Here is a 22502-nt window from a genome sequence, read left to right on the forward strand (position 1 = left end):
TGTTGTAAGGTCGTTGTCATGGTTTTATGATTGCTGTATTTGGTTGTCAATGTTCGGATGATGTCTCTATTATTACGGCTATCACTAAGATTTGTAAAGGGGTGTAACGACAGTTAAACTGATGACAATTATAAGTTGGGCTTATATATAGTAGGCGGGGATGGGGCAGGGCGGTTTCATTCTCTGTAGGGGCCGTGCCAAGAGTGCCGGCCCGGTCAGCCCCAAACGCGCATTGGATCGTTGGTGGCAGGGGTAGGCACTCTTGGCGCTACCCCTACAAAACCCTTTTTTTGGTGAGAATGAAACAGCCCTGGGGGATGGGGGAGTTGCCCCATCCCCCCTTGCGGGGTGCGGGGACTGGGCATCGGGCATCAGGTGTGGTGACTATATGTATGGAATATTAGAGTTGAGGTGCGATCTCGATCGCCAGAGTGCAAGTTCTACATCTAATGTGCTACAAACTGGCTGTAGCTGGTTTTGAAATCAAAATTGCTGGTATTATTTAATGCAACGTTTTCCTTGTATATTTTCTTTCTTTTCAGGTTCAGGCTTCCTCGATTTGGGTTTTGAGTCGATCGGCTTTAACATAGCATACGTCAGCGAAATTTTCCCGCCATTCATCCAAGCATACCGTCACTCTCGGCAGTGTCTAAATTTGCCACAGCCCGAATACGGACACTGCGAAGGAGAGGAAGCAGATATGACTCGACTTATAGAGGGAAAACCAGCACTTCATTTGCGGGAATTGATGCAAGATGCTCGCAAGAAACACGATATTATTGGATTTATTGCGGGTCCGCCTTGTCCTGACTTTTCTATTGGTGGCAAAAACCGAGGTGGGGAAGGAGATAAAGGCAAACTTTCAGCTTCCTACATTGAATTGATTTGCCAACAGCAGCCGGATTTCTTTTTGTTTGAAAACGTCAAAGGTTTATGGAGAACCAAACAACATAAAATTTTTTATGACGCACTCAAAAACCAGTTGGCTGAGTCTGGATACGTATTTGTGGAACGTTTAATTAATGCGATAGAATACGGTGTGCCACAAGATAGAGACAGGATTATCTTAATCGGTTTCCGAAAAAATGTTGTCAAAGATATGGGCATTTCTTTAGATGAAAACAGCGAAATGTTACCTGAAGGTATATTTCCTTGGTCAAGTGAGATTTTATATCCCAAGTCAGAAGTTTTTTCTAATCCTTGGCCCGATACTGATGCGTTTGCCTGCGATGGTTTATTGCCTTGCCCTGATGGCATTCCCAAAGAGTTAACAGTACAGTTTTGGTTCCAAAAAAATGATGTTGCAAACCATCCTAATGCGGAACATTATTTTCAACCAAGAGCGGGGATTAAAAGGTTTGCTGCTGTTGATGAGGGAGATGATTCTAAAAAATCTTACAAGCGTTTGCACAGGTGGCGTTATTCCCCGACTGCTTGTTACGGCAATAACGAAGTTCACTTGCACCCTTACAAAGTTCGCAGGCTTTCTGTTGCAGAAACACTGGCCGTTCAGTCACTGCCAAAAGAATTTGCGCTGCCAGAAAATATGACATTAAGCAATATGTTTAAAACGGTGGGAAATGGGGTTCCTTACTTAGCATCGAAAGGTATTGCTCAAACAATTATTAAATTTTTAGAAACAACAGAATGGCATTCTGAGCTGTCGCTACCCATCAATAAACAGTTAGAGTTACCTTTGAAGTTTCTTGAGAAAACTTACACTTAGCTATTGTTTAATAGCAGATTTAACTAAAGGTATTAAATCGGTTTTTCTGGTGTACAGGTATGTACCATCTACAAGTTTGAAGTTTTGCTCGATTGCTATACTATGAGGAGCAACTGCTGTTGTAAATATAGTCGTATCCGCAGGGGTTAACTCACTGGCAACCATATAATATTGCCAATTTTGATGCAATAGATACCCCATTGCTTTAATCATCGCCGCCTCGAATAAAGGTTGATATCGGCGATCCGAACGGTTTGAAGTTTTAAGAGATGCTGCCGCTTTTACTTGTTCTAATTGTAATTTTCCTTTTAAAAAGTTGTACAAGGCCAAACTATCTGGATTTTTTACTTGTTGTTTTAACAAATGGTTAATAGATGTTGCAACATCACTATTACCAAGTACAACGATAATATAATCAGGACTTGGCATAAAAATATAGTCTTTAAAAGGAGCAAGTTTAGCTAGAGGTTGTCCAGATGCAAACTCACTACTTTTGAATAAACTTATAAATTTTGAAGAAGCTTCCTCAGCTCCTTCTTTTTGTGACTGTGAGTTTGGCAAAGAAAATACCGCGCTACAAGCATCATTATCTTGATTTATTTCCAATACAATTTCTGACAACAAGCTAGTTGCTATAAATTCATTCCATCTTCCCGTAGCGTTGTTAAGAGCACCCCCTTCAGGATTTTTTCCATAGATACTGTTAAAGGCTTCTCGTGTCTGAGTTCCAATCCAGCCAATAATTTCCTTAACCGATAAATTACTATCTAACCTCTCCACTACTTCTAAAGACAAATGCCTGTATATTGCTGTACTATTAATCTGAATTTTACGATTGGTGCCTTCCGTGAACCATTCAGTATAATTAACCATTTTTTGTTCCCTGCTATAAAATGCAAGTTGTTACCCAGGTGTTAGGAAAACAACCAATGTATCTCCCCGTACTCAAAAATGCAGCAGTTTCTTAAGCAAGAACGATCGTATAATGTAAAAACGGGTTGAGAATATCTCTGCTGTTGAAAAGTTTACCACAACGGCAAACCAGCCTGCACTGAAAAATTATCTTTACTGTCCATGACTGTTAAACCCCGCCGCTATCACATTACCACTTTCGGATGCCAGATGAATAAAGCCGACTCCGAACGGATGGCTGGCATTCTGGAAAATATGGGCTTTGAGTTCTCGGAAGACCCGAACGAAGCTAGCTTGATTCTTTACAATACTTGCACGATTCGCGACAATGCGGAACAAAGAGTTTATTCTAATCTCGGAAGACAGGCTCACCGCAAACGCCAGGAACCGAGTTTAACTTTAATTGTAGCAGGATGTGTAGCCCAACAGGAAGGTGAAGCGCTACTGCGACGTGTGCCGGAATTAGACTTGGTAATGGGGCCACAACACGCGAATCGCCTTGAAGATTTACTTGAACAAGTGTTCGAGGGAAATCAGGTTGTGGCGACGGAAGCTGTTGAGATTATGGAGGATATTACTAAGCCTCGTCGCGATAGTCAGGTGACGGCTTGGGTGAATGTAATTTATGGGTGTAACGAACGCTGCACTTATTGTGTTGTGCCGAATGTGCGCGGGGTTGAACAGTCGCGAATGCCGGAGGCTATCCGGGCAGAAATGGAAGAGTTGGGCCGTCAAGGTTACAAGGAAGTAACTTTATTGGGGCAAAATATTGATGCTTATGGTAGAGATTTGCCGGGGACGAAACTGGATGGTAGTCATCAGCATACTTTGACGGATTTGCTTTATTTTGTGCAGGATGTTCCTGGAGTCGATCGCCTGCGATTTGCTACTAGCCACCCGCGCTATTTTACGGAAAGATTAATTAAGGCTTGTGCGGAATTGCCCCAGGTTTGCGAACATTTTCATATTCCGTTTCAGTCTGGGGATAATGATATTTTGAAGGCGATGTCGCGGGGCTATACTCAGGAGAAATATTTGCGCATTATTGATACCATTCGGCGTTATATGCCGGATGCTTCGATTACTGCGGATGCGATTGTGGGCTTTCCTGGGGAGACGGAAGCGCAGTTTGAGAAGACTTTGAAGTTGATTGAAGATGTTGGTTTCGATTTGGTGAATACGGCGGCTTATTCGCCTCGCCCAGGGACACCGGCTGCTTTGTGGGAAAGTCAGTTGAGTGAGGAGGTGAAGGCCGATCGCCTACAACGGATTAATCATGTGGTGTCCACAACGGCTATGGAGCGATCGCAACGCTATTTCGGGCGTGTTGAAGAGGTATTAGTTGAAGTCCAAAATGTCAAAGTACCCAGTCAGGTGATGGGGCGGACTCGCGGCAATCGTCTGACTTTTTTTAAGGGCGATATTGGTGAATTAGCGGGTAAAATAGTGCGGGTTAAGATTACTGATATTCGCGCTTTTAGCTTGACTGGGGAAATGGTGGAAAATGGGTGAATTCTTCTAAGAAGATGTATTTTTTTTTACCACAGAGAGCGCAGAGGACACAGAGGAGGAGTGGAACGGAGGGGATATGTAGTCTTAAAGCGGTTTGTCTGTGCGTTAGTTGCGCTCTCTCCGTGTATATTTGTCAAGAAGTGCTAGGAGTAGGGAAAAAATGACAAAAATACGGGTCGGGCTGTTATTCGGTGGGCGATCGGGGGAACATGAAGTCTCTATTAGTTCCGCAAGGGCGATCGCGCGAGCTCTTGCTTCCGACGAAAACGCCACCAAATACGAAGTGCAGCCATTCTATATCCAAAAAGATGGCCGCTGGTTGTCGGGAACCATACCTCAAGAAGTTTTAGCAGCAGGAAAACCTCTGGAAATAGAGCCTCCAGGAACAGAAAATGAGTCTGTTTTATCTCGCCAATTTCCTAGTTTTAATGAGATAGATGTTTGCTTCCCAGTTCTGCACGGACCTAACGGCGAAGACGGTACGGTGCAAGGGTTGCTGAAGTTAATGCAAATTCCGTTTGTGGGTTCCGGGGTTTTAGCTTCGGCGATGGGAATGGATAAAATTGCGATGAAAATAGCCTTTGGTCATGCAGGTTTGCCGCAGGTAAAATACATCGCGGTTAATCGTTCGGAAATCTGGTCTAATCCTTGTGTTTTCCCGAAACTGTGCGACAATATTGAGGAAACTTTGGGCTATCCTTGCTTTGTGAAACCTGCTAATTTGGGTTCGTCGGTGGGAATTTCTAAAGTGCGATCGCGCCCTGAATTAGAAGCAGCCCTCGACAGTGCTGCTAGTTACGATCGCCGGATAATTGTCGAAGCTGGTGTAGTTGCTAGAGAATTAGAGTGTGCTGTTTTGGGTAACGAGAATCCTCAAGCTTCAACAGTGGGAGAAATTAGTTTTAATAGCGATTTCTACGACTATGAAACTAAGTATACCCAAGGGCAAGCAGATTTGTCAATTCCGGCAAAAGTAAGCAGTGCCATTATCTCACAAATTCAAGAAATGGCAGTGCAAGCATTTTTAGCCATAGACGGCGCTGGTCTAGGTAGAGTAGACTTTTTTTACGTGGAATCTACAGGAGAAGTTTTGATTAATGAAATCAACACATTTCCGGGATTCACTGCTACCAGTATGTATCCTCAACTTTGGGAAGCTTCCGGTATTTCTTTCTCGGAATTAGTAGACCGTTTGATTCAATTAGCTCTCTGAGGGCCACGGGGAGAAATCTTGAATCGCGAACCTTAAACGGCGAACTACCAAGAATAAAAAATAAATTATTCCGCAGGTTATATATCCTTGCCTGCGGAAACGAGATAAGATTGTAGAGCGAGCAGTTTTTGGGATAAAACCAAATTTTCGCTGCCAGCTCAACAACTGGGGAGTTTCCATTAGGTAGGTATAAATAAATGCAAAATAAGATGAGTAAAGGAGAGGGACAAACATTAGGGTTCAACTTAACTCTAGAATCTCAGGTTTTAAATCCGTTAACTTAAATGAGACCTTTCACTAAATTACCGCAGTGGTGGATTTATGGATTGTTATTTCCCCTAGCAATACTCAACTGCTGGTTAGCCCTCCTAGTCTTTGAATATTTTCGCGCCCTGATTACTGTTTTAGTCATCGCTACAGTGCTGTCTTTTTTGCTAGATTACCCAGTCCGGTTTCTGTCTAGCTATGGCATGAAGCGCGATCGGGCAGTTTTGTCAGTATTATTTGTTACTTTATTCGTACTGGTGGTTTTAGGCCTGACTCTCGCTCCGATTCTACTAACTCAACTCACCGAACTTGCAACCAGACTGCCGACTTGGATCGTTTCTGGTACCGAACAGATTGAAGCCTTCCACAAGTGGGCAGAAAATCGGAATTTACGCATAGATGTTAGTGGTTTGACTACTCAATTGAGCGATCGACTTTCGGCTCAATTGCAGTCTCTAACTGGGGAAATTCTGAAATTTGGCTTAGGGGCGGCAGACAGTCTATTGAACTTTCTCCTCACAATAGTTCTGACATTTTACTTGCTGTTGCATGGCGATAAAGTTTGGGAAGGTTTGTTTAAATGGTTGCCCTCCAAGCTGAGTCTCCAATTGCGAGAATTGCTACCGCGAAGCTTTCATAACTACTTCGTTGGACAGGCAACTTTAGCAAGTTTAATGGGACTTTCCATGACGGTTGCTTTTTTAATTTTGCGAGTTCCCTTCGGGCTATTGTTTGGTTTGGGCGTGGGTGTAATGACTCTAATTCCCTTTGGAGCACCTTTTAGTATTTGCATGGTTAGTTTGCTAATCACACTTAATAACTTTTGGCTGGGAGTGACAGTTTTGGCGGTGGCTACAGTCATCGATCAATTAATTGAAAATGCAGTAGCCCCTAGGCTGATGGGCAGTTTTATTGGTCTCAATCCCGTCTGGATTTTAGTTTCGCTGCTGGTGGGAATTAAGGTGGGTGGAGTAGTTGGTTTGTTGGTGGCTGTGCCGATGGCTGGTTTTATTAAGAATGCTGTTGATGCTGTGGAACATTCCAGAAACCTCTCTAAAGAAAGTAATTCTGGAGTTTTTGTTGAGTCTGCCGATCGATAAACTGGCTAATTTCGTTGTCAAAAGTGTGAAAAATTCCTGGCGAATGCGGAATCTCCACGTCAGGGGCCGTAGTTTTGATTGTTGAAGCATCAGGCAATTAGCCAGTGCTGCCTGAGTTCGGCTCCAAATCTCCGCCACCGGTGGAAACCAAAGTTGACCATACCTAGCACGGTTTCTACCCCAAGGTGTAGGGTAAATCCCCCAAACAAACAGAGGTAAGAAATGCTTCAATTTAAGTTAAAGCTTCTTTCGTTTGATAGCAACCTTATCGATGTCTCCCGAATTTTTTCCTGGGTCTAACCATTGATTATCTTGCTTCTGCCATAACTTAATTTAGTAGGTACTACCAATGAAAAACCCTAATTATAATTACCGCTCTGACTCGAATCAAATCAATATTACGGAAACCCAAAATATGCCTAATCAAACTCAGCATCATCGCCGTTTGTCTTTACCGAAAAAATTGGCTTTTTTATCCTTGATTTTGCTCGGTTCCAGCGCCACTGTTGGGTGCAATGCCCTCACTGCCCAAGCTCCTGGGAGTTCTAATGCTATCAAAGCTGAAACCTCAAGTCCAGCGCCAATAGCAGCAGTTCCTGTGAATATACTGCCCTCTCAAGACTCTAATTTTGTGACAAAAGTAGTGCAGCAAGTCGGCCCGGCAGTGGTAAGGATTAATTCCTCTCGCACAGTGAAGAGCCAACAACCTGATGTTTTAGAAGATCCATTTTTCCGTCGTTTCTTTGGCTCAGAATCTCCGATTGCGCCGGAAAATCGGGTCGAACGGGGTTCGGGTTCGGGTTTTGTTTTTGGTTCCGATGGTCGCATTTTGACTAACGCTCACGTTGTTGATGGTGCCGATACGGTGACGGTAAAACTGAAAGATGGTAGGGAATTTGTCGGCAAAGTTTTAGGTATAGATACAGTGACAGATGTGGCTGTTGTTAAAATTGAAGCTAACAATTTGCCTGTGGTTAGTTTGGGTAAATCGGAAGAGTTGCAGCCGGGAGAATGGGCGATCGCGATCGGCAATCCCCTCGGTTTGGACAATACTGTAACTGTGGGGATTATTAGCGCTACAGGTCGCTCTAGCTCGGATGTGGGTGTTCCCGACAAGCGCGTCAGCTTTATTCAAACTGATGCTGCGATTAATCCTGGTAATTCCGGTGGCCCATTGCTGAACCAACGGGGTCAAGTTATTGGCATGAATACGGCGATTATTCAAGGTGCTCAGGGATTGGGTTTTGCTATTCCGATCGATCGAGCGCAACAAATTGCCGAGGAGTTAGCAACAACAGGTAAAGTCGAACATCCTTATCTGGGCGTTCGGATGTTGAGTATTACTCCCGAAGTCAAGGCAGAATTTAATAAAAATCCCAACACTAAATTGAGGCTGACTGAAGATCAAGGTGTGTTAGTTTTGGGAATTGTGAAAAATTCTCCGGCGGCAAAAGCTGGTATTCGCGTTGCTGATGTGATCAAAAAAATTAATGGCCAAGAAGTCAGCGATGCTGGTAGCGTACAGCAAATTGTGGAGAAAAGTAAGGTTGGTAGCGATATGCAGCTTGAGTTAAGTCGTGGCGGACAAACTTTGACTGTGGCTGTTAAATCTGGTGCTTTTCCAGCGAATCAGAAGCAGCAGTAGCATCTAAAAAATAGGACACCCAGAACCCCAACTTCTTCAAGAAGTCGGGGTTCTAATCGTTTCACCCGTGGGTAAGTCCTATTGGTATAATTGACAAGTATTTATATTTGTTATTAAGAGGTAGAAACATGGCTCAGATTAATCGGCGGCGTCCTGAAAATATTAGTGGTAATTTTTATGTAGATAGTACCTGCATTAGCTGCGATACTTGTCGGTGGATGGCCCCGGAAGTATTTGTGGAAGTGGGAGAACAATCAGCGGTTTACCATCAGCCAATTAACGAGACTGAAGAAAGGCGATCGCTCGCAGCTCTTTTGTCTTGTCCCACAAGTTCGATCGGCACTGTTGACAAACCAAAAAATATCAAGGAAGTTCAGCAACATTTGCCATCACTCGTAGCAGAAAATATCTACCACTGTGGCTACCATTCCGAGAAATCCTACGGTGCAGCTAGCTATTTAATTGTGCGCCCAGAGGGCAATATTTTGGTCGATTCTCCTCGTTTTGTGCCGCCGCTAGTTAAAAATATCGAAGCAATGGGGGGGATTCGCTATCTGTATTTGACTCACCGGGATGATGTGGCAGATCATCAACAATACCGAGACCATTTTGACTGCGATCGCATTTTGCATAGTGACGAAGTTAATGCGGGCACTCGCAGTGTAGAAATTCAATTGTCTGGGAACGAACCGCATCAAATAGCAGATGATTTGTTGATTATTGCAGTACCTGGTCACACGAAAGGTCACACGGTTTTACTTTACAATAACAAGTTTTTGTTTAGTGGCGATCATCTCGCTTGGTCGGAAAGTTTGCAGCATTTGATTGGGTTTCGCCAAGTCTGTTGGTATTCTTGGGAGGCACAAATCAAATCGATGCAGAATTTGGCTAATTATGACTTTGAGTGGGTGTTGCCGGGGCACGGTCGCAGGTATCATGCTCAGGTGGAAACTATGCGAGAGCAAATGCAGCAGTGTATTGCTTGGATGGTCGATGCTTAATGGGAGCAGTTTTGTCATTGATGATTTTACCCGATCGCCTAAACTGGATTTTTTTGCCCCCATTCATGTTATGGGGGCGGGTTTTACAGGATAAATAAACCCGCCCCAATTAAGGGACTTAAGCTACTAAAAAAGCCGCACACTCCACATGAGAAGTCTGAGGAAAGAAATCCGCAGGCTGCACCCGCACCAATTTATAATCCCCATTTTCACACAAAATTTTCAAGTCGCGAGCCAAAGTAGCGGGCTTGCAGCTAATATAAACAATCCGACTCGGTTTAATTTGCTTAATAGTTTCTAAAACCGAGCGATCGCACCCCTTACGCGGCGGATCTAACAACACAATATCCGGCACAACATCCAACTGTGGCAGTAACTTTTCCACAGTTCCCACCTTAAATGTCACATTTGTCAAGCCATTTAATTCAGCATTTAAATCCGCTTGGGCGATCGCCTCAGCTTGCACTTCCAAACCTACAGCTTTTTGCACTTGTTTCGCCAGCGGCAAGGTAAAAGTGCCAATCCCGCAATAAGCATCCACCAAAACCTCATTTCCCTGCAAATTCAATTCCGCTACAATCGCCTGCAACAAACCCTCAGCCGCCTCTGTATTCACCTGAAAAAAAGTATCCGCCCTTAACTGAAACTCCAAACCAGCAAACTCTTCTCGCAGATAAGCACGACCGGCAATACAGCGAGTTTCCGCACCAAAAATCACATTAGTTTTGGCAGAATTGATATTCAAACAAACACCAGTCAGTTCAGGATAGCGCTTCAACCAATCAGAGGCTTGGGCTTCCAATCCGGGCAAATCTCCTGTCCGAACGATTAAAGTTAGTAACATCTCCCCGGTGCGTCGTCCAATTCGCAAAGATAAGTGACGCAATTCTCCTGTATGCTGCTTTTCATCATACACAGGCCAATCCCGCCAGTGTATGTCTTCTTTCACCTCTTTTAATAAAGGATTAAGTCTGGGGTCTTGGACTGGACACTGATTCAAATTAACTAATTTGTGAGTGCTTTTTTGATAGTAACCCGCTTGAACTTGACCTGTGACAGATATGCCTAAAGGATAGGTTGCTTTGTTGCGGTATCCCAAAAATTGAGGAAAATTATCTATTTTTCCGGCTAAAATTTCATCTACTCGCAAATCGCTAAAGCCGCCAATGCGTTCTAAAGCTTGAATGACTTGATTTTGTTTAGCTGTAAGCTGATAATCATAATCTACGTGCTGCCACTGACAGCCGCCGCACTTGTCTGCGACAATACAGTTGGGTCGGATGCGGTGTTCCGATGCTTCCAGAAGCGTGTCCAACTTACCTGTAGCATAGGTGGATTTGACTTGCAGGAGGCGGACGAGAACTCGATCGCCCGGAACAGTGTCAGCCACAAACACCACAAGCTGACCAAAACGGCCAACTCCGTCGCCGGTATCTGCCAAGTCAGTAATCTCTATTTCAATCAGTTGACCTTGCTGGCAAGGGTTTACCGATTTCGATTTGGGTATGGGGAATTTAGATTGGTTCATTAATATTGTTCTGAATGCTTTAAGGTAGAAGCATTTTAAATCTATTATCCCATCAAAATAGGACTTAGGCAAAAAAAAATTTTGAGTAATAGGTAATAGGTAATAGGTAATAGGTAATTGGTAATTGGTAATTGGTAATTGATAATAAATATCTCCCATAATTAAAGCGCAACCTTTCAGTCAGGTTGCGCTTTTTTTTAAGAAACTAATATAGCGTAATAGGTAATGGGGCATGGGGCATGGGGTATAGGGTATAGGGCCTAGGGCATTACTAATTACCAATTACCAATTACCAATTACCTATTACCAATTACCAATTACCTATTCTCGCTCCTACCTCCTATGAGAGAGCGACAGACTATAATAGTCCCCTCAAATTAGTGAGCAGAACCGTTACCATGATACTTGTCGCTGTCGTAGAAGCCGTTTTTTGTGCCGAAGAATAAACAGCACACGGTGAAAACGGCTGTCAAGACTGCTAAAACTAACTTAACGTCCATAATTTACCTTCTTTGGTTCAGTGAGTGGAAATACTCAAATTGTAGAGTCTTTTTGGCTAGCGCGGCCATCTACTAGGGTAGCGCCAGATTTACTTGGCTGTAGTCTGGTGCGAAAGTTTCCTGACGGGGAGACGATTCGGGCCATGATTGTGGAAACCGAAGCCTATGGGCCATTCGATCCCGCTTGTCACGCTTACACGCGCCGAACTCCTCGCAACGAGGCGATGTTCGGCCCTGCGGGGAGGATTTATGTTTACCTAATTTATGGGATGTATCATTGCTTGAATGTCGTAACGGATGCAGACGGAGTTGCTAGCGCTGTGTTAATTAGAGCTTTACAGCTAGATGCAGTTCCCCAAAGATTCTCCCATCTCCCCGAAAAGGTGCGATCGCGCCTCGCCTCTGGGCCTGGCAAACTGTGTAAGGTACTTGAGATCGATCGAACTTGGAATGGTTTAGCTTTGGGTACGGGGGAAGCGCTGCGGCTAGAACACCGGAGTGAGGAATTTCAGCAGGCGATCGAGTCAGGTACGATTAATATCGTGCAAACTTCCCGCATTGGGATTTCTCAAGGAATTGATTTACCTTGGCGTTGGTATATAGGGAACTATCCGGCTGTGTCTAAATTCTAGTAATCTCAAAATGTCAGTGTAAATTTTGTCACTTATCTGAATCAAATTATGGCTTACTCTTCTGAAAATCCGATCGTACAACTCAAGAAATGCCTAACCCTAGCCCAGGATGTTAGCAGTCACGCCGAAGCGAACCGAGCCTTCGAGCAATTATGTGGGATTATCGATGCTGAAAACCCAATGGCGGCGCAACTTTTGGAGATGTTATGGCAAGAGGCGATTATAGCTAGGCGATCGGCTTTATTTTGGCAACAAATGAGCGATGTTGAGAAAGATATGGCTAATAAAATGATGGAAAATATGACGCAGATGCGGCAAAACTATTTGCGGTTAATGCAAGAAATGTAAGAATTGGGGAATGGGGAATGGGTAATTGCTAATGGGTAATTAGTAATTGCCCAGACTCAGCCCGGAAACGAAAAAAGCGAGTAATATCGTTTCCGGTTGCATCGGAATAATAAAATCGAGTCAACAGTTAACACTCAACCATTCAGTTTTTTGACCCGCCCGTCAACAGTCAGTAGGGGCGGTGCCCCCGTGCCCGCCCTCTTAATAGTCAACAGTCATTCCGGTTGTACCTGAATTGATATAAAACAAGCGGATTTAACTGCGGCGAGACTCATCGTCCACCAGGCAATATGTGCATATTGAGCGCAGTCGAACCAAGTAAAAATAAAAATGAGATAAGCAATATACGAAATTCTTCATAAGACGTAGAAACCACGCCTGTCCACAGAGGTTCTAAAAATCTCCAGGGTGTCATACCTCCATCAATTTTTCCTGTTTGAGAGTGGTTCTTATAAGTAAATCGAACACTATATATACCTGGTTTCAAATTGCACAAAGTCCAAACTCCACCACTACCGTCATAGCCTGTAAGTCCAAGCTGGAAGCCACGCCAACAGAACTTGGCATTTATAAAAAACGTCAAAGTTTCTTGTGGGAGAAGTAATAAAAAGTCTGATTCTGTCGGTGTTTTGGTTGCATTCCTAGCATAGCTTCGTTGGATTGATTCCCCATCTGCTCGTTTTAGTTCTGGAGACAAATGGAAACAAATAAACCGATAGGATATTGAGGAATTGTTGGTAATGCGAATCCCAAACTGTACGGAGTTTTTAAGACCCTTGATATTTGAGATTGTTAGCTCTCGCTCTGGGACTAAAGTTTCAAACCGGACGCCATCAACTTCAACGACATTGTTATCACTTGATTCTTCTATGGTCATGATGTCTGTCCTCCTTATTGCTTTATCCTAAGAGTGTGGCAGTAGCGCCGGAGCTGATTTAAAACTTGTTTGCTAAAATTATTTCCGAATTTTATCACAACATAAAAGCTCACCACAATCCGAAATTTTACTGACTTTAGTGACATCCAGAGAACGAAATTAAATTTTACATAGTAATATTAGCTACGCCAGAATGAAGATTTCAGATAAATTTTGAGTTTTGTATATAAAAATTTTAAAAGCATACTATTTTCTGTGGGAAAAATGAGTTGACAGACAGACAACTACCTAAACCCTGACTTGACTATTCTTGGTTTTTCCGGTTTTTGAATCTTTTAATTACAGGCAAGGGCGAAGCATGACCGCAGACAATTTATTAGTGAAAACCAGAGAGTTACTGCGGTCATGCTATAGCCAATACGAATATATTTGCAAAATGAGATGCACCCCTTACTTATCGCACACAGACCAAAGAAACCGGATTTTTCCCCACACCGCAATTACCAACTTTTCCTACTTCATTAAAGCAGCGCCGCGGTTGTAAAGTTCCCGCGCATAATCAGTCCAAGTTCCCTGTCCCCAATAGCGGAAACAACTTGTTTGCACCAACAAGTTGTAAAGCAAAGCTTGTTGATATTCAAACTGCTTAGTAACTGCCGCATCTTCCTGCACCAGGGGGTCGTACTTTTGGTGAAATGCTGCGCTGAGTTGATTCATCGGTTCCAAGACATTTTCATAGCCTTTCACCCAACTCAAATCATTTGTCCAAGAAGCACCATCCATGTGAAAATTATGGTCTGTTTGCTTGATTTGCGCGATCGCACTTTCCACTTTTTCCGGTGTCGCACTATCAGCATCGACTAATTGCCAGATTTTGTGCTGGTTAACCCCCTGACAAACAGGATAATCATCAGGATTAACCCCCGCCGCTTCAATGAGTTCCAGATATTCAGTACCATTTAAACCGACAACACCAGATTTTCCGCCACCTTGTTCCCGGTTTTCGTGCCAAGCTTTCATAAAAGCACTGGGGAATTCATTCATCATCACGCCGCCATTTTCGCCATCAGCAATCTGAGTGACTAAAGAAGGAATTGTAATATTGCCAATTTGCTGTTTATTCCGTCCTTTTGCTTCGTAATAAGGCTGCATTTGACCGACCAATTTTGTATCAGAACCTTGGGTTTTAATCAAAGCCGTGATACTGATGGTTTCGCCGTGAGAATTGCGCGCCATCAAACGGTTGGGAATGTATTTTTGGTCTTGGGACAATCCCGAACCATCAATGTTTTCGACAGAATGTTCCTGCACCATCAGCCAGCGGTAGCCGCATTCTTTCAAAGCTTTGATGTATTCATAAAGCGTGTCAGGATGATTGGGAAAGTGCATTTCTGGGGGCGAAAAACCTTTGACGCGCTTCAGGGCATCTATGCCAAAAATGGCAGCAAAATGATGTTGCCATGCTTGAATGTGGAGTTTGATGTCGGGAATGGGAGTCGAAGGAATAACGGCATGACTCCACATTGTCCCCAGCCATTCTACGTGAGGTTGATATTGTGGATCGCAGGTAATTCGCTTGAGATTATCAAAAATATCGTCACGTCCCATTTGGCGCAATCCCCACAGTAAATTGCCCGAATAGTCAAGCATAATGCGCGGGTTGCAACCTTCAGCAATCAGTTGGGGAATGAATTCGCCCATGCGGGAATAGCACCAAGCAAAGACTCCGGCGTTGTGATTGTCTCCTTGGTTGGGATGTTCAAACATATGCTGAAGATTGCAGATTAGTTCGCCGTTTGCACCGGCTGGAATTGTGGGTTGGTGCATATGCAGGGCGCAGGCGAATCCGGCTTGAATGTTTTCGAGGCGCAGATTTGTGGTAGGTAGAAAGACTGGTTCGTTGCTATTGACTGCGGCACTAATTTCTGCTTCATGGCCGCAAATACTGGGTAATCCTGATTTGATTTCTTCTAAAATTGGTAAATTCGGAGATTGTGCGATCGCAGGCATAAAACTTTCCTCAATATTTGTGGAGCGGTAGTGTCTGCTATTGCTAAAATAGCGGTAAAATTTAAGGGTAGCAGAATCTGCCTGCCAAAGCATTTATCCTTGATTTTATTCTGTTTTTAACCGATCGCAAAAATGCTTAAATGTGGAACAGTCTAACTAACCTGCGACTGCTGTCGCCCTCCATACCAGCACTTGTGAAAGTAATGGTTTTTTTCTTGACTTGGACTTGTCTATGGTTGCCGATCGCCATTATGGTCGCGATCGCCCTAAAATGGCAACCACCCCAACCCTTGGGAAACAAAAAACTACCATTAGTAGCTTCCCTCTACCTCCTAGTCCCCTTCATTTTATGGGCGACAACCTGGATAGAAAGCGTGTCCTTTGCCGACTGGGGTTTGTTTTGGCAACCCACAACCTTAATCTCTGCAATGCTAGGATTAGGATTAGGGGTAATCAGCTTAGCTATTTTATTTGGGTTACAATTAACCTGGGGTTGGCTCGAACTAAAAAGTAGCGAAGTTGAAAGCAAAACCAGCAAAAAAATCCTTAATCCTTGGGCTTCTATCCTCAATCCTTCTACTCTCATGATTTTGTTGTTAGCACTGTGGATTAGTGCGACAGAAGAGTTAATCTTTCGCGGCTGTTTGCCAAATTTACTGCAACAAGATTACTCAATAATCATAGCAGCAGCGATCGCCAGTTTCATTTTCGCGATCGCCCACCTGATCTGGGCTCCTAAAGAAACCATACCTCAACTTCCTGGGTTGTGGCTGATGGGGATGGTTTTAACCCTAGCTCGCGCCGTAGATAATGGTAGTTTAGGTATGGCGATCGGACTCCATGCAGGCTGGATTTGGGGGATAACCATGGTCGATACAGCTCAACTAATTAAGCCTAGCCAAAGGGTTCCTGAATGGATTACAGGAATAGCCGAAAAACCCTTGGCTGGTGTCACTGGAATTCTGTTATTAATAGGAACAGCAGCCCTACTCTTTGTTATTCCAAAGGGAATCATCTAGGATTTATGGCAAATTTGGTTGTATCGGAATGATTTAACCACAGAGGGCGCAGAGAACACAGAGGAAGAGAAGAGGGAGAAACTGGGTTTTTGTAAATCTGCTGAAATCTGCGGTTAAATCATTCCAGATTAATCTAAAAGGCGATCGATGGTAACTATCGAAACTGGCCGCAAGGAATCGAAACGAGTCAAATTCACTCCCTGCAAAGAACGGGATAGCTGCACTTGTACAATGCGATAATTCCAGTGGGGTTCCCGACGCACTCGATCGCCCATCCAACTCAACACAGTAGCAATATCTTCCAAAACATCCAAAACTAGCACGATGCAACCCCCAGGGAGCAGGCGCAGGGCGCAAACACCCAAAATTTTAGTCAATGCTGGGCCACTACAGCCAATAAAAATTCGGTGCGGAGGACGTAAGCGGTGCAAGATTTCCGGGGCGGTGCCGTGAATCGAGAGCAGATTTTGCAGTCGAAAACGGGTGCAGTTGAATTCGATCGCAGAGGTACCAGAAACTGTTTGTTCGATCGCATAAACCTGAGACTGGGGGAATAAGCGAGCAATTTCGATGGACACAGCGCCATTCCCAGCACCGACATCCCAAACCACCTGTTCTCGTTGCAAAGCCAATTGCGCTAATACTAACACCCGCACTTCCCGTTCCACCGTCAAACCAGGGCGATCGCCACAACCAATAAAAGCCCCATCCGGTATACCCAACAAAGGCAACTTTTCCAAATCCAAAGATGCCGCCTCCATCGGCGGTTCCCGCAGCATCACCACCACACTCAGCGGTGCAAAAGACTCTTCCAGCAAAGCTGACAGAGGTCTCGGCCCCACCCGCTCGTCCGCAGACCCCAAATTTTCACAAACCCAAAATTCGTAGCGTGTAGGCAAATCTAGAGCTTGCACTAAATTTGCTAGTGCAGCCGGAGTGTGAATTTCATCTACTAGCGCCGCAATCTTCTCGACACCGAGTTTAAGTTTTGCCGTCAATTCCTCAAAATAAAGTCCCTGGGAACCCACAAAGTGTGCATCTTGCCAAGGAATTTTCAAGCGATTAAAAGCCAACTGCACGCAACTGACGTGGGGGTGAAAAATCAATTTTGCTGCTGGTAATTGAGCAATTAACAACTTTCCCCAGCCGTAAAACAGGGGGTCGCCCGCCACCAAAATTACAATGTGTTGCTCCGAAGTGGTGGATGGGGGTGAAAAAGTCTCTCCATCTGGCTCTAAATTCCCATTTAATGCCAGCCAGCGCCGAATTTCGAGAATTATGGTGTTTAAATCTTGTAACACCCAGCGCTCGCAGGATTCTTGGGAAAAATAACTTAAATGGCGATCGCTCCCTACTACCAGAGCGGCCATTTCTATAACCTGCCGTGCCGATGCACTCAGCCCAGCAGCTCCATCTAAACCGATACCAACTACGTGTACTGTCACTTTTTCAGCAAAAATAAAAAAACTAGACTAGCTAATTTTTCCTGATTAATTATATTTTTGTATTTGAATCTGTTACCAAGCCAAAATAATTAAACCATTTCAGGGGCAATGGGGAGAATGGGAGAGGGGGAAAATCAACCCTCTCCCTTCCTTCCCCGTTGGTTAAAATTCAAAAACAGGCCAGTCTGGTTCCCGATAATAGCGGTTCATGTCGTCAAACTTCCGCAGTTCGGCTCGGTGTACGGAGAGTTCTTGCGGCGTATCCAGCCATCGATCGTTTAACTCCGACAGCAAAGCACAGAGGCGATCGCGGTCTAGGTTGGGCCCGGTGTTCCCGAAATAACCTAGAGTAATGTGTGCTGTAAAGTGATATTGCTGTTCAATTCCCAAACCAATTAAATCGGGATTTTGATAGATCGATCGACGCAACTCTAGAATTTGCTTGTAAGAGTTTTCGTCCGTCGGTGCCATACACACACCTACAGCTCTCGTCATCACCATAAAACCCAGCACTATCCAGCGAATGGGAGTACCGCCAGCCTGGACTGGTTTTGAGGTGGCAAAACCATCGGCCATGCGCGATCGTAGTTGCGCCTCAAATTCAGGATTTTTATCGGAGGCATCTTGAAAAGCACTGCTCCAAATCAAATCTGCCACCGTTAAATGGAAGCTATCGGGAGGTAGTGGGATCAAGGAACCCGGATGAAGTTCCTGCAATAGCCGTTGTTGACAAGAGTGCAAGTTCTCATAGAGTGCTGCATTTTCTCCATCTTCCCCGGCCGGTGGCGTAATCACCGAATAGCCGGGAAAAGGCACTGCAACTTTCACACCAGTTTCGTCCAATTTAAACTTGGGAGATTCCTGGATGTGCTCTACTTGGGACTTGTAGGAGTCCAGCAGCGTCAGTCGCGCTACCCTATTTACATAAGCTTGATAAGTATCGTCCAATCTCTATTTCCTCGTGCTAATTATTGACACTATCCGGCGTGAACGCGCGGGGATTCTTCAGGAACTACTAAATTGCAATTCTTAAAGGCATTGTCTAACTACCCCTATACGTTCAAAACCACTGACTTGCGTCATGGCAATTACGCTTACTTTTAGTACAGTTAGAAATGCTTTCGTTCGCACTTTTCAACACTAGCCAGTCCGGTACGCTCAACATATAGAATCTTTAACTATTCGCAATAAACTAAGTATAATACACCATTATTCGGTGGCTTTGTGCTAGAAATGCAAATTTACCTTTTTTGGGGAGAAGACGAGTTTGCGATGGGGCAAGCTGTGACCAGTTTACGCCAAAGTGCCGTCGATCCCAACTGGGCTAGTTTTAACTATGACAAGATTATGGCCGATCGCGCCGAGGCTGTCGTTGAAGGACTCGATCGAGCTTTGACACCTCCCTTTGGTACAGGTAGCCGTTTTGTCTGGCTGGCCAATACCACTGTCACCCAACAATGTTCTCCAGAACTTTTAGCCCAATTGGAACGGACTCTGCCAGTTATTCCCGACTCAACCGTGCTGCTGTTGACATCGGCAAAAAAACCCGACAGTCGCCTCAAGTCTACCAAGTTACTCAAAGAGTTCGCCCAAGTGCGGGAGTTTTCGCCGATTCCGCCTTGGAATGACAAAGAATTAGCTCAGCGGGTGCGTCAAGTCGCCGCCGAAATGGGGGTAAAGTTGACGCCCACGGCGATCGAATTTTTGGCCGAATCCATCGGTAGCGATACTCGATTGCTCTACAGCGAACTCGAAAAATTGCTACTGTTTGCTGGAAACCGCAGTCAACCTCTGACACCGGAGGAAGTGGCAGCATTGGTCAACTGTCACGCCCAAAATACATTCCAGCTAGCGGATGCCATTCGCCAAGGACATACGGAGGAAGCTTTAGATTTATTGGCCGGTTTAACCGGGCGCAACGAGTCTGGATTAAGGATTGTGGCGGGATTGACCAGTAAGTTTCGCCTTTGGCTTTGGGTCAAGGCCATGATTGCATCGGGCGATCGGGACGATCGAATTGCTCAAGCTCTAGACCTCGGCAATCCCAAACGAATATACTACTTTCGCCAAGAAGTCAAAAACGCCAGCTTAGAAAAACTACAAAAAACTTTACCTTTATTGCTAGAGTTGGAAGCCTCTTTAAAGCGAGGGGCAGAAGAAAAATCAACCCTGCAAACCAAAGTTATAGAAATTTCCAGCTTGTTTGGCTAACGGGCAAAAAATTAATTGTTATAAGCCTAAGTTTCGGATAAAAAGTGAATTCCAAAAAGCTCCGTATAAACCCTGTATCCACATCCAAATATTCATGATAATTTTAGTGCATATTTTCCACGAAAAACAGTATTATTATTTCTCTCTTCTCTTTCTCTGTGTCCTCTGTGTTCTCTGTGGTTTAATCATTCCGATACAACGGTCAACGATAGGAACCTTTTACCGATGTAAATGGTAGAAGAATGATTGTGAACTTGTGTTGGGATATTACAAATATACTTTGGTTGAATATCCCGGAGAGTCGAGTGGGAGTTGTAGAAAGTTATTTGGACTGATGATAATTGGTGCGGCGGTGTGGTTCTGGTTTTTCCGCTGATTTTCTGGTAATCCAGAGGGGGAAATTATGAAGTATTTTTTGCGGTTTTTATTGGGTTTAGTAATTTCTGCGACCGTGCTAGTAACCTATGGGAGTATACAAGGTGTTGGCAATCAAAATTCCAAATTTGAAAAGGTAAGAAACATAGAATCTAGAAAATCTAAGCGGAGCAATAACGTTAAACAAGATGGTCTCCAACTGAAAATGGAATGGCCAAAAATTGTGGCAATATCTATTCACGAAAACAAGCCCGGTGTCACTGCTAAATTTAGCTTTACTGTCAGCCTGACTAATAATACACCAGCCCCTTTGTTGAATTCCGCAATAGTAATTACTGCTATTGTCGGTTGGTTTAGGAGATTTATCACAACTAAACTAACTGTAATTACTTGGATAGATTTAGTCTGATTCATTTTTCATCATGTGCGATCGATCCCTAGTCCTCTCTTATTGATGCTGGTAGTGTTGACAAGGTTCTCATTTTATGCTAAGTTGGGGTCACTGGTGACATTCTAAAAATTCCTTGTAGTTCCATGGTGAACCTTAAATAAGTTTAACTAAGTCTTGTATAGTAGATAATGTCATAAATAAATATTGTCCGGTAGCACCAATTTGAAGTAAAAAAGATGTGCATAGCTTTTATTATGCAGCTATAAGCCCCCCAAAAGAGCGCTAGCCATGACACAACAGAACCCGCGGGAACTTCTCAAGCAGGGCGATCCACAAGCCATTGCATCTAGCATCAACCGTACACTCAAACCCAAAGGCATCAACGCCGAAGTGACGCGGGACAACGGCTGCCTCCACATAACTCTGGAGTCAGGCAAAGTACCGGATCAAATGGTATTGGTGGATTTCATCCGCACGGGGATGACGAAGTTGGGACTAGAATCTATTCACACAGTACAAGTTTACGGGCGTCGAATCGGTGACAGCTCGCCGACATGGCAAGAGGAAATAGAGCTAATACCAGCATCTCCCATGCTTTATGAAGATGAGACTTCTATGCCTCACGAATCAGTAGGTTTGGATGATGTCGAACCCGAAAGTGAAGACTATTATCAAGACGAAGAGTTCGAGCAGGATGAAGACGATGAGGTAGACGACGAGGCAGAGGAAACTCCCCCTCCCAAAAAGCAATTCCCCAAATGGGCAATACCTGTAGGGATATTAGTACCCGTGATGGCCCTGGCTGGGCTGTTCTTTACAGGAAATCTACCATTTTTGAGCGGTTCTACCTCAGAACCCACCTCCCCAGAAGTTGCTTCGCCATCCCCAACAGCTACCTCTAGTGCACCCAAACCAGCCTCACCCTCTCCCAGCGCCTCTGACGGTGAGAAACCAGCATCTCCATCCCCCACACCCGTTCCCAATGCTGCTGCGAAGCCAGCAAGCCCAGCTCCGCTAGCAGCATCTCCTGCACCCACAGCAGCCTCTGGTACCCCCAAGCCATCTCCTGCACCCACAGCAGCCTCTGGTACTCCCAAGGCATCTCCTGCACCCACAGCAGCCTCTGGTACACCCAAGGCAGCCTCTGGTACCCCCAAGTCTGACCCTTGGAGGGAAGCGGTTAATCAGGCTCAGAGTGCAGCAATTCTGGCGCAAACCGCTCAGTCTCAAACTGAGTGGATCGCCGTAGCCAACCAGTGGCAGAAAGCTGTCGATCTAATGAATGCTGTGCCGACAACTAGCCCCAATTATCAAAAGGCTCAACAAAAAGCTACAGCATATAAATTAAATCTGGAAGTTGCTAACCGCAGGGCCGCCTCCGCGCCTTAGCAGTTTTAAGTGGTGAGTTGAATACTCAATGTTTGACACTTCAGGGCGCGTGAACGCACTCTTGATTCTTTATTCTACGAGCTAACTTACTTGCGACTGGATTTCTCCAACCAAAGTAGAGGTTAATTCTTCTAAAGCGTTGCTCGGCTCTAGTCCGAAAGCGATGCCCTGAGCGTAGCCGAAGGGTTCCGGTATGCCCTACCGTACCCAATCCTCGACTTAGGATGTTTCTAGCTGCGTTTTCATCTCTATCCATCGCACAACCACATTTACAAACTGGAGTTTAGACTAAACAGCTATTAAATCGCGATCGTCACCGCACTCTTGAACGGCAACGGTCGCTGGCGACAAGTTATGAGGCTCAACCATAAGATAGAAGTCCAGCGACCGTTGACGTTCTC

Annotated in this window: 19 protein-coding genes and 1 pseudogene; 12 read left to right on the forward strand and 8 right to left on the reverse strand. The window is 44.5% G+C overall.

The window, feature by feature from the left end; translation table 11 throughout:
* The first annotated feature begins 505 nt into the window (after positions 1-505).
* Entirely contained in the window at positions 506-1726 is a 1221-nt protein-coding gene (locus AAFP14_RS25470) for a DNA cytosine methyltransferase (protein ID WP_341734970.1), read from the forward strand.
* Here the strand turns inward: AAFP14_RS25470 and AAFP14_RS25475 are convergent, their stop codons facing one another.
* Positions 1727-2599, reverse strand: a complete 873-nt coding sequence (locus tag AAFP14_RS25475; protein WP_341734971.1) for a Cfr10I/Bse634I family restriction endonuclease — start codon at positions 2597-2599, stop codon at positions 1727-1729. It lies immediately after the preceding gene.
* A 201-nt stretch (positions 2600-2800) separates the two neighbouring features.
* Between AAFP14_RS25475 and miaB the strand changes: the two genes are divergently transcribed.
* The 5 genes from miaB to AAFP14_RS25500 all read left to right on the forward strand — a co-directional run bounded on the left by miaB (position 2801) and on the right by AAFP14_RS25500 (position 9376).
* Positions 2801-4150: a tRNA (N6-isopentenyl adenosine(37)-C2)-methylthiotransferase MiaB gene (miaB, locus tag AAFP14_RS25480; protein ID WP_341734972.1), complete on the forward strand. Its 1350-nt coding sequence runs from the start codon at positions 2801-2803 to the stop codon at positions 4148-4150.
* Between the two features lie 160 nt (positions 4151-4310).
* A complete protein-coding gene (locus AAFP14_RS25485) occupies positions 4311-5363 on the forward strand; it encodes a D-alanine--D-alanine ligase family protein (protein ID WP_341734973.1) in 1053 nt (350 codons plus the stop codon).
* Positions 5364-5647: 284 nt separating this feature from the next.
* Positions 5648-6730 (forward strand): AI-2E family transporter, encoded by a 1083-nt coding sequence (locus tag AAFP14_RS25490; RefSeq protein WP_341734974.1) that lies wholly within the window; start codon positions 5648-5650, stop codon positions 6728-6730.
* Positions 6731-7145: 415 nt separating this feature from the next.
* The gene (locus AAFP14_RS25495) at positions 7146-8375 is read left to right on the forward strand and encodes an HhoA/HhoB/HtrA family serine endopeptidase (RefSeq protein WP_341734975.1); all 1230 of its coding nucleotides are present in this window, start codon (positions 7146-7148) and stop codon (positions 8373-8375) included.
* 128 nt (positions 8376-8503) lie between these two features.
* The gene (locus AAFP14_RS25500; protein WP_341734976.1) at positions 8504-9376 is read left to right on the forward strand and encodes an MBL fold metallo-hydrolase; all 873 of its coding nucleotides are present in this window, start codon (positions 8504-8506) and stop codon (positions 9374-9376) included.
* Positions 9377-9494: 118 nt separating this feature from the next.
* Here AAFP14_RS25500 and rlmD read toward each other — a convergent pair whose 3' ends face one another.
* Both rlmD and AAFP14_RS25510 read right to left on the reverse strand, forming a co-directional pair.
* Entirely contained in the window at positions 9495-10904 is a 1410-nt protein-coding gene (gene rlmD, locus AAFP14_RS25505; RefSeq protein WP_341734977.1) for a 23S rRNA (uracil(1939)-C(5))-methyltransferase RlmD, read from the reverse strand.
* Between the two features lie 377 nt (positions 10905-11281).
* On the reverse strand, positions 11282-11404 hold the full coding sequence (locus AAFP14_RS25510; protein WP_096830678.1) for a hypothetical protein: 123 nt from the start codon (positions 11402-11404) through the stop codon (positions 11282-11284).
* Positions 11405-11424: 20 nt separating this feature from the next.
* Here AAFP14_RS25510 and AAFP14_RS25515 point away from each other — a divergent pair, with 20 nt between their 5' ends.
* Positions 11425-12036, forward strand: coding sequence for a DNA-3-methyladenine glycosylase (locus tag AAFP14_RS25515; protein WP_341734978.1), 612 nt, complete (start codon positions 11425-11427; stop codon positions 12034-12036).
* A 48-nt stretch (positions 12037-12084) separates the two neighbouring features.
* Positions 12085-12384, forward strand: coding sequence for a hypothetical protein (locus AAFP14_RS25520; protein ID WP_340525708.1), 300 nt, complete (start codon positions 12085-12087; stop codon positions 12382-12384).
* A gap of 271 nt (positions 12385-12655) precedes the next feature.
* On the opposite strand, the gene AAFP14_RS25525 is transcribed toward AAFP14_RS25520, so the two are convergent.
* Together AAFP14_RS25525 and AAFP14_RS25530 are read right to left on the reverse strand one after the other, a co-directional pair.
* The gene (locus AAFP14_RS25525; protein WP_341734979.1) at positions 12656-13261 is read right to left on the reverse strand and encodes a hypothetical protein; all 606 of its coding nucleotides are present in this window, start codon (positions 13259-13261) and stop codon (positions 12656-12658) included.
* A gap of 513 nt (positions 13262-13774) precedes the next feature.
* Positions 13775-15271: a glycosyl hydrolase family 57 gene (locus tag AAFP14_RS25530; RefSeq protein WP_341734986.1), complete on the reverse strand. Its 1497-nt coding sequence runs from the start codon at positions 15269-15271 to the stop codon at positions 13775-13777.
* A 140-nt stretch (positions 15272-15411) separates the two neighbouring features.
* On the opposite strand from AAFP14_RS25530, the gene AAFP14_RS25535 reads away from it, so the two are divergent.
* The gene (locus tag AAFP14_RS25535) at positions 15412-16290 is read left to right on the forward strand and encodes a CPBP family glutamic-type intramembrane protease (protein ID WP_341734980.1); all 879 of its coding nucleotides are present in this window, start codon (positions 15412-15414) and stop codon (positions 16288-16290) included.
* Positions 16291-16418: 128 nt separating this feature from the next.
* Here the strand turns inward: AAFP14_RS25535 and cbiE are convergent, their stop codons facing one another.
* Positions 16419-17735: a precorrin-6y C5,15-methyltransferase (decarboxylating) subunit CbiE gene (gene cbiE, locus AAFP14_RS25540; protein ID WP_341734981.1), complete on the reverse strand. Its 1317-nt coding sequence runs from the start codon at positions 17733-17735 to the stop codon at positions 16419-16421.
* A 162-nt stretch (positions 17736-17897) separates the two neighbouring features.
* On the reverse strand, positions 17898-18683 hold the full coding sequence (locus AAFP14_RS25545) for a DUF1868 domain-containing protein (RefSeq protein WP_341734982.1): 786 nt from the start codon (positions 18681-18683) through the stop codon (positions 17898-17900).
* Between the two features lie 285 nt (positions 18684-18968).
* On the opposite strand from AAFP14_RS25545, the gene holA reads away from it, so the two are divergent.
* From holA to AAFP14_RS25560, 3 genes are all read left to right on the forward strand, one after another.
* On the forward strand, positions 18969-19946 hold the full coding sequence (gene holA, locus AAFP14_RS25550; RefSeq protein ID WP_341734983.1) for a DNA polymerase III subunit delta: 978 nt from the start codon (positions 18969-18971) through the stop codon (positions 19944-19946).
* 580 nt (positions 19947-20526) lie between these two features.
* The gene (locus AAFP14_RS25555) at positions 20527-20730 is read left to right on the forward strand and encodes a hypothetical protein (protein WP_341734984.1); all 204 of its coding nucleotides are present in this window, start codon (positions 20527-20529) and stop codon (positions 20728-20730) included.
* Positions 20731-21000: 270 nt separating this feature from the next.
* Positions 21001-22101: a hypothetical protein gene (locus AAFP14_RS25560; RefSeq protein WP_341734985.1), complete on the forward strand. Its 1101-nt coding sequence runs from the start codon at positions 21001-21003 to the stop codon at positions 22099-22101.
* An 81-nt stretch (positions 22102-22182) separates the two neighbouring features.
* Here AAFP14_RS25560 and AAFP14_RS25565 read toward each other — a convergent pair.
* A pseudogene (locus AAFP14_RS25565) lies at positions 22183-22384 on the reverse strand (hypothetical protein); the annotation flags it as partial.
* Between the last annotated feature and the right edge of the window lie 118 nt (positions 22385-22502).

Source organism: Microcoleus sp. EPA2, assembly GCA_020882975.1.
In the GTDB taxonomy this organism is placed as follows: Bacteria; Cyanobacteriota; Cyanobacteriia; order Cyanobacteriales; family Microcoleaceae; genus Microcoleus.

What these genes read in the sequence shown, in the direction of transcription:
- AAFP14_RS25470 (WP_341734970.1), top strand. Translation starts at nt 506, where the DNA reads ATGCAACGTTTTCCTTGTATATTTTCTTTCTTTTCAGGTTCAGGCTTC.
- AAFP14_RS25475 (WP_341734971.1), bottom strand. Translation starts at nt 2,599, where the DNA reads ATGGTTAATTATACTGAATGGTTCACGGAAGGCACCAATCGTAAAATT.
- miaB (WP_341734972.1), top strand. Translation starts at nt 2,801, where the DNA reads ATGACTGTTAAACCCCGCCGCTATCACATTACCACTTTCGGATGCCAG.
- AAFP14_RS25485 (WP_341734973.1), top strand. Translation starts at nt 4,311, where the DNA reads ATGACAAAAATACGGGTCGGGCTGTTATTCGGTGGGCGATCGGGGGAA.
- AAFP14_RS25490 (WP_341734974.1), top strand. Translation starts at nt 5,648, where the DNA reads ATGAGACCTTTCACTAAATTACCGCAGTGGTGGATTTATGGATTGTTA.
- AAFP14_RS25495 (WP_341734975.1), top strand. Translation starts at nt 7,146, where the DNA reads ATGCCTAATCAAACTCAGCATCATCGCCGTTTGTCTTTACCGAAAAAA.
- AAFP14_RS25500 (WP_341734976.1), top strand. Translation starts at nt 8,504, where the DNA reads ATGGCTCAGATTAATCGGCGGCGTCCTGAAAATATTAGTGGTAATTTT.
- rlmD (WP_341734977.1), bottom strand. Translation starts at nt 10,904, where the DNA reads ATGAACCAATCTAAATTCCCCATACCCAAATCGAAATCGGTAAACCCT.
- AAFP14_RS25510 (WP_096830678.1), bottom strand. Translation starts at nt 11,404, where the DNA reads ATGGACGTTAAGTTAGTTTTAGCAGTCTTGACAGCCGTTTTCACCGTG.
- AAFP14_RS25520 (WP_340525708.1), top strand. Translation starts at nt 12,085, where the DNA reads ATGGCTTACTCTTCTGAAAATCCGATCGTACAACTCAAGAAATGCCTA.
- AAFP14_RS25525 (WP_341734979.1), bottom strand. Translation starts at nt 13,261, where the DNA reads ATGACCATAGAAGAATCAAGTGATAACAATGTCGTTGAAGTTGATGGC.
- AAFP14_RS25530 (WP_341734986.1), bottom strand. Translation starts at nt 15,271, where the DNA reads ATGCCTGCGATCGCACAATCTCCGAATTTACCAATTTTAGAAGAAATC.
- AAFP14_RS25535 (WP_341734980.1), top strand. Translation starts at nt 15,412, where the DNA reads ATGTGGAACAGTCTAACTAACCTGCGACTGCTGTCGCCCTCCATACCA.
- holA (WP_341734983.1), top strand. Translation starts at nt 18,969, where the DNA reads ATGCAAATTTACCTTTTTTGGGGAGAAGACGAGTTTGCGATGGGGCAA.
- AAFP14_RS25555 (WP_341734984.1), top strand. Translation starts at nt 20,527, where the DNA reads ATGGAATGGCCAAAAATTGTGGCAATATCTATTCACGAAAACAAGCCC.
- AAFP14_RS25560 (WP_341734985.1), top strand. Translation starts at nt 21,001, where the DNA reads ATGACACAACAGAACCCGCGGGAACTTCTCAAGCAGGGCGATCCACAA.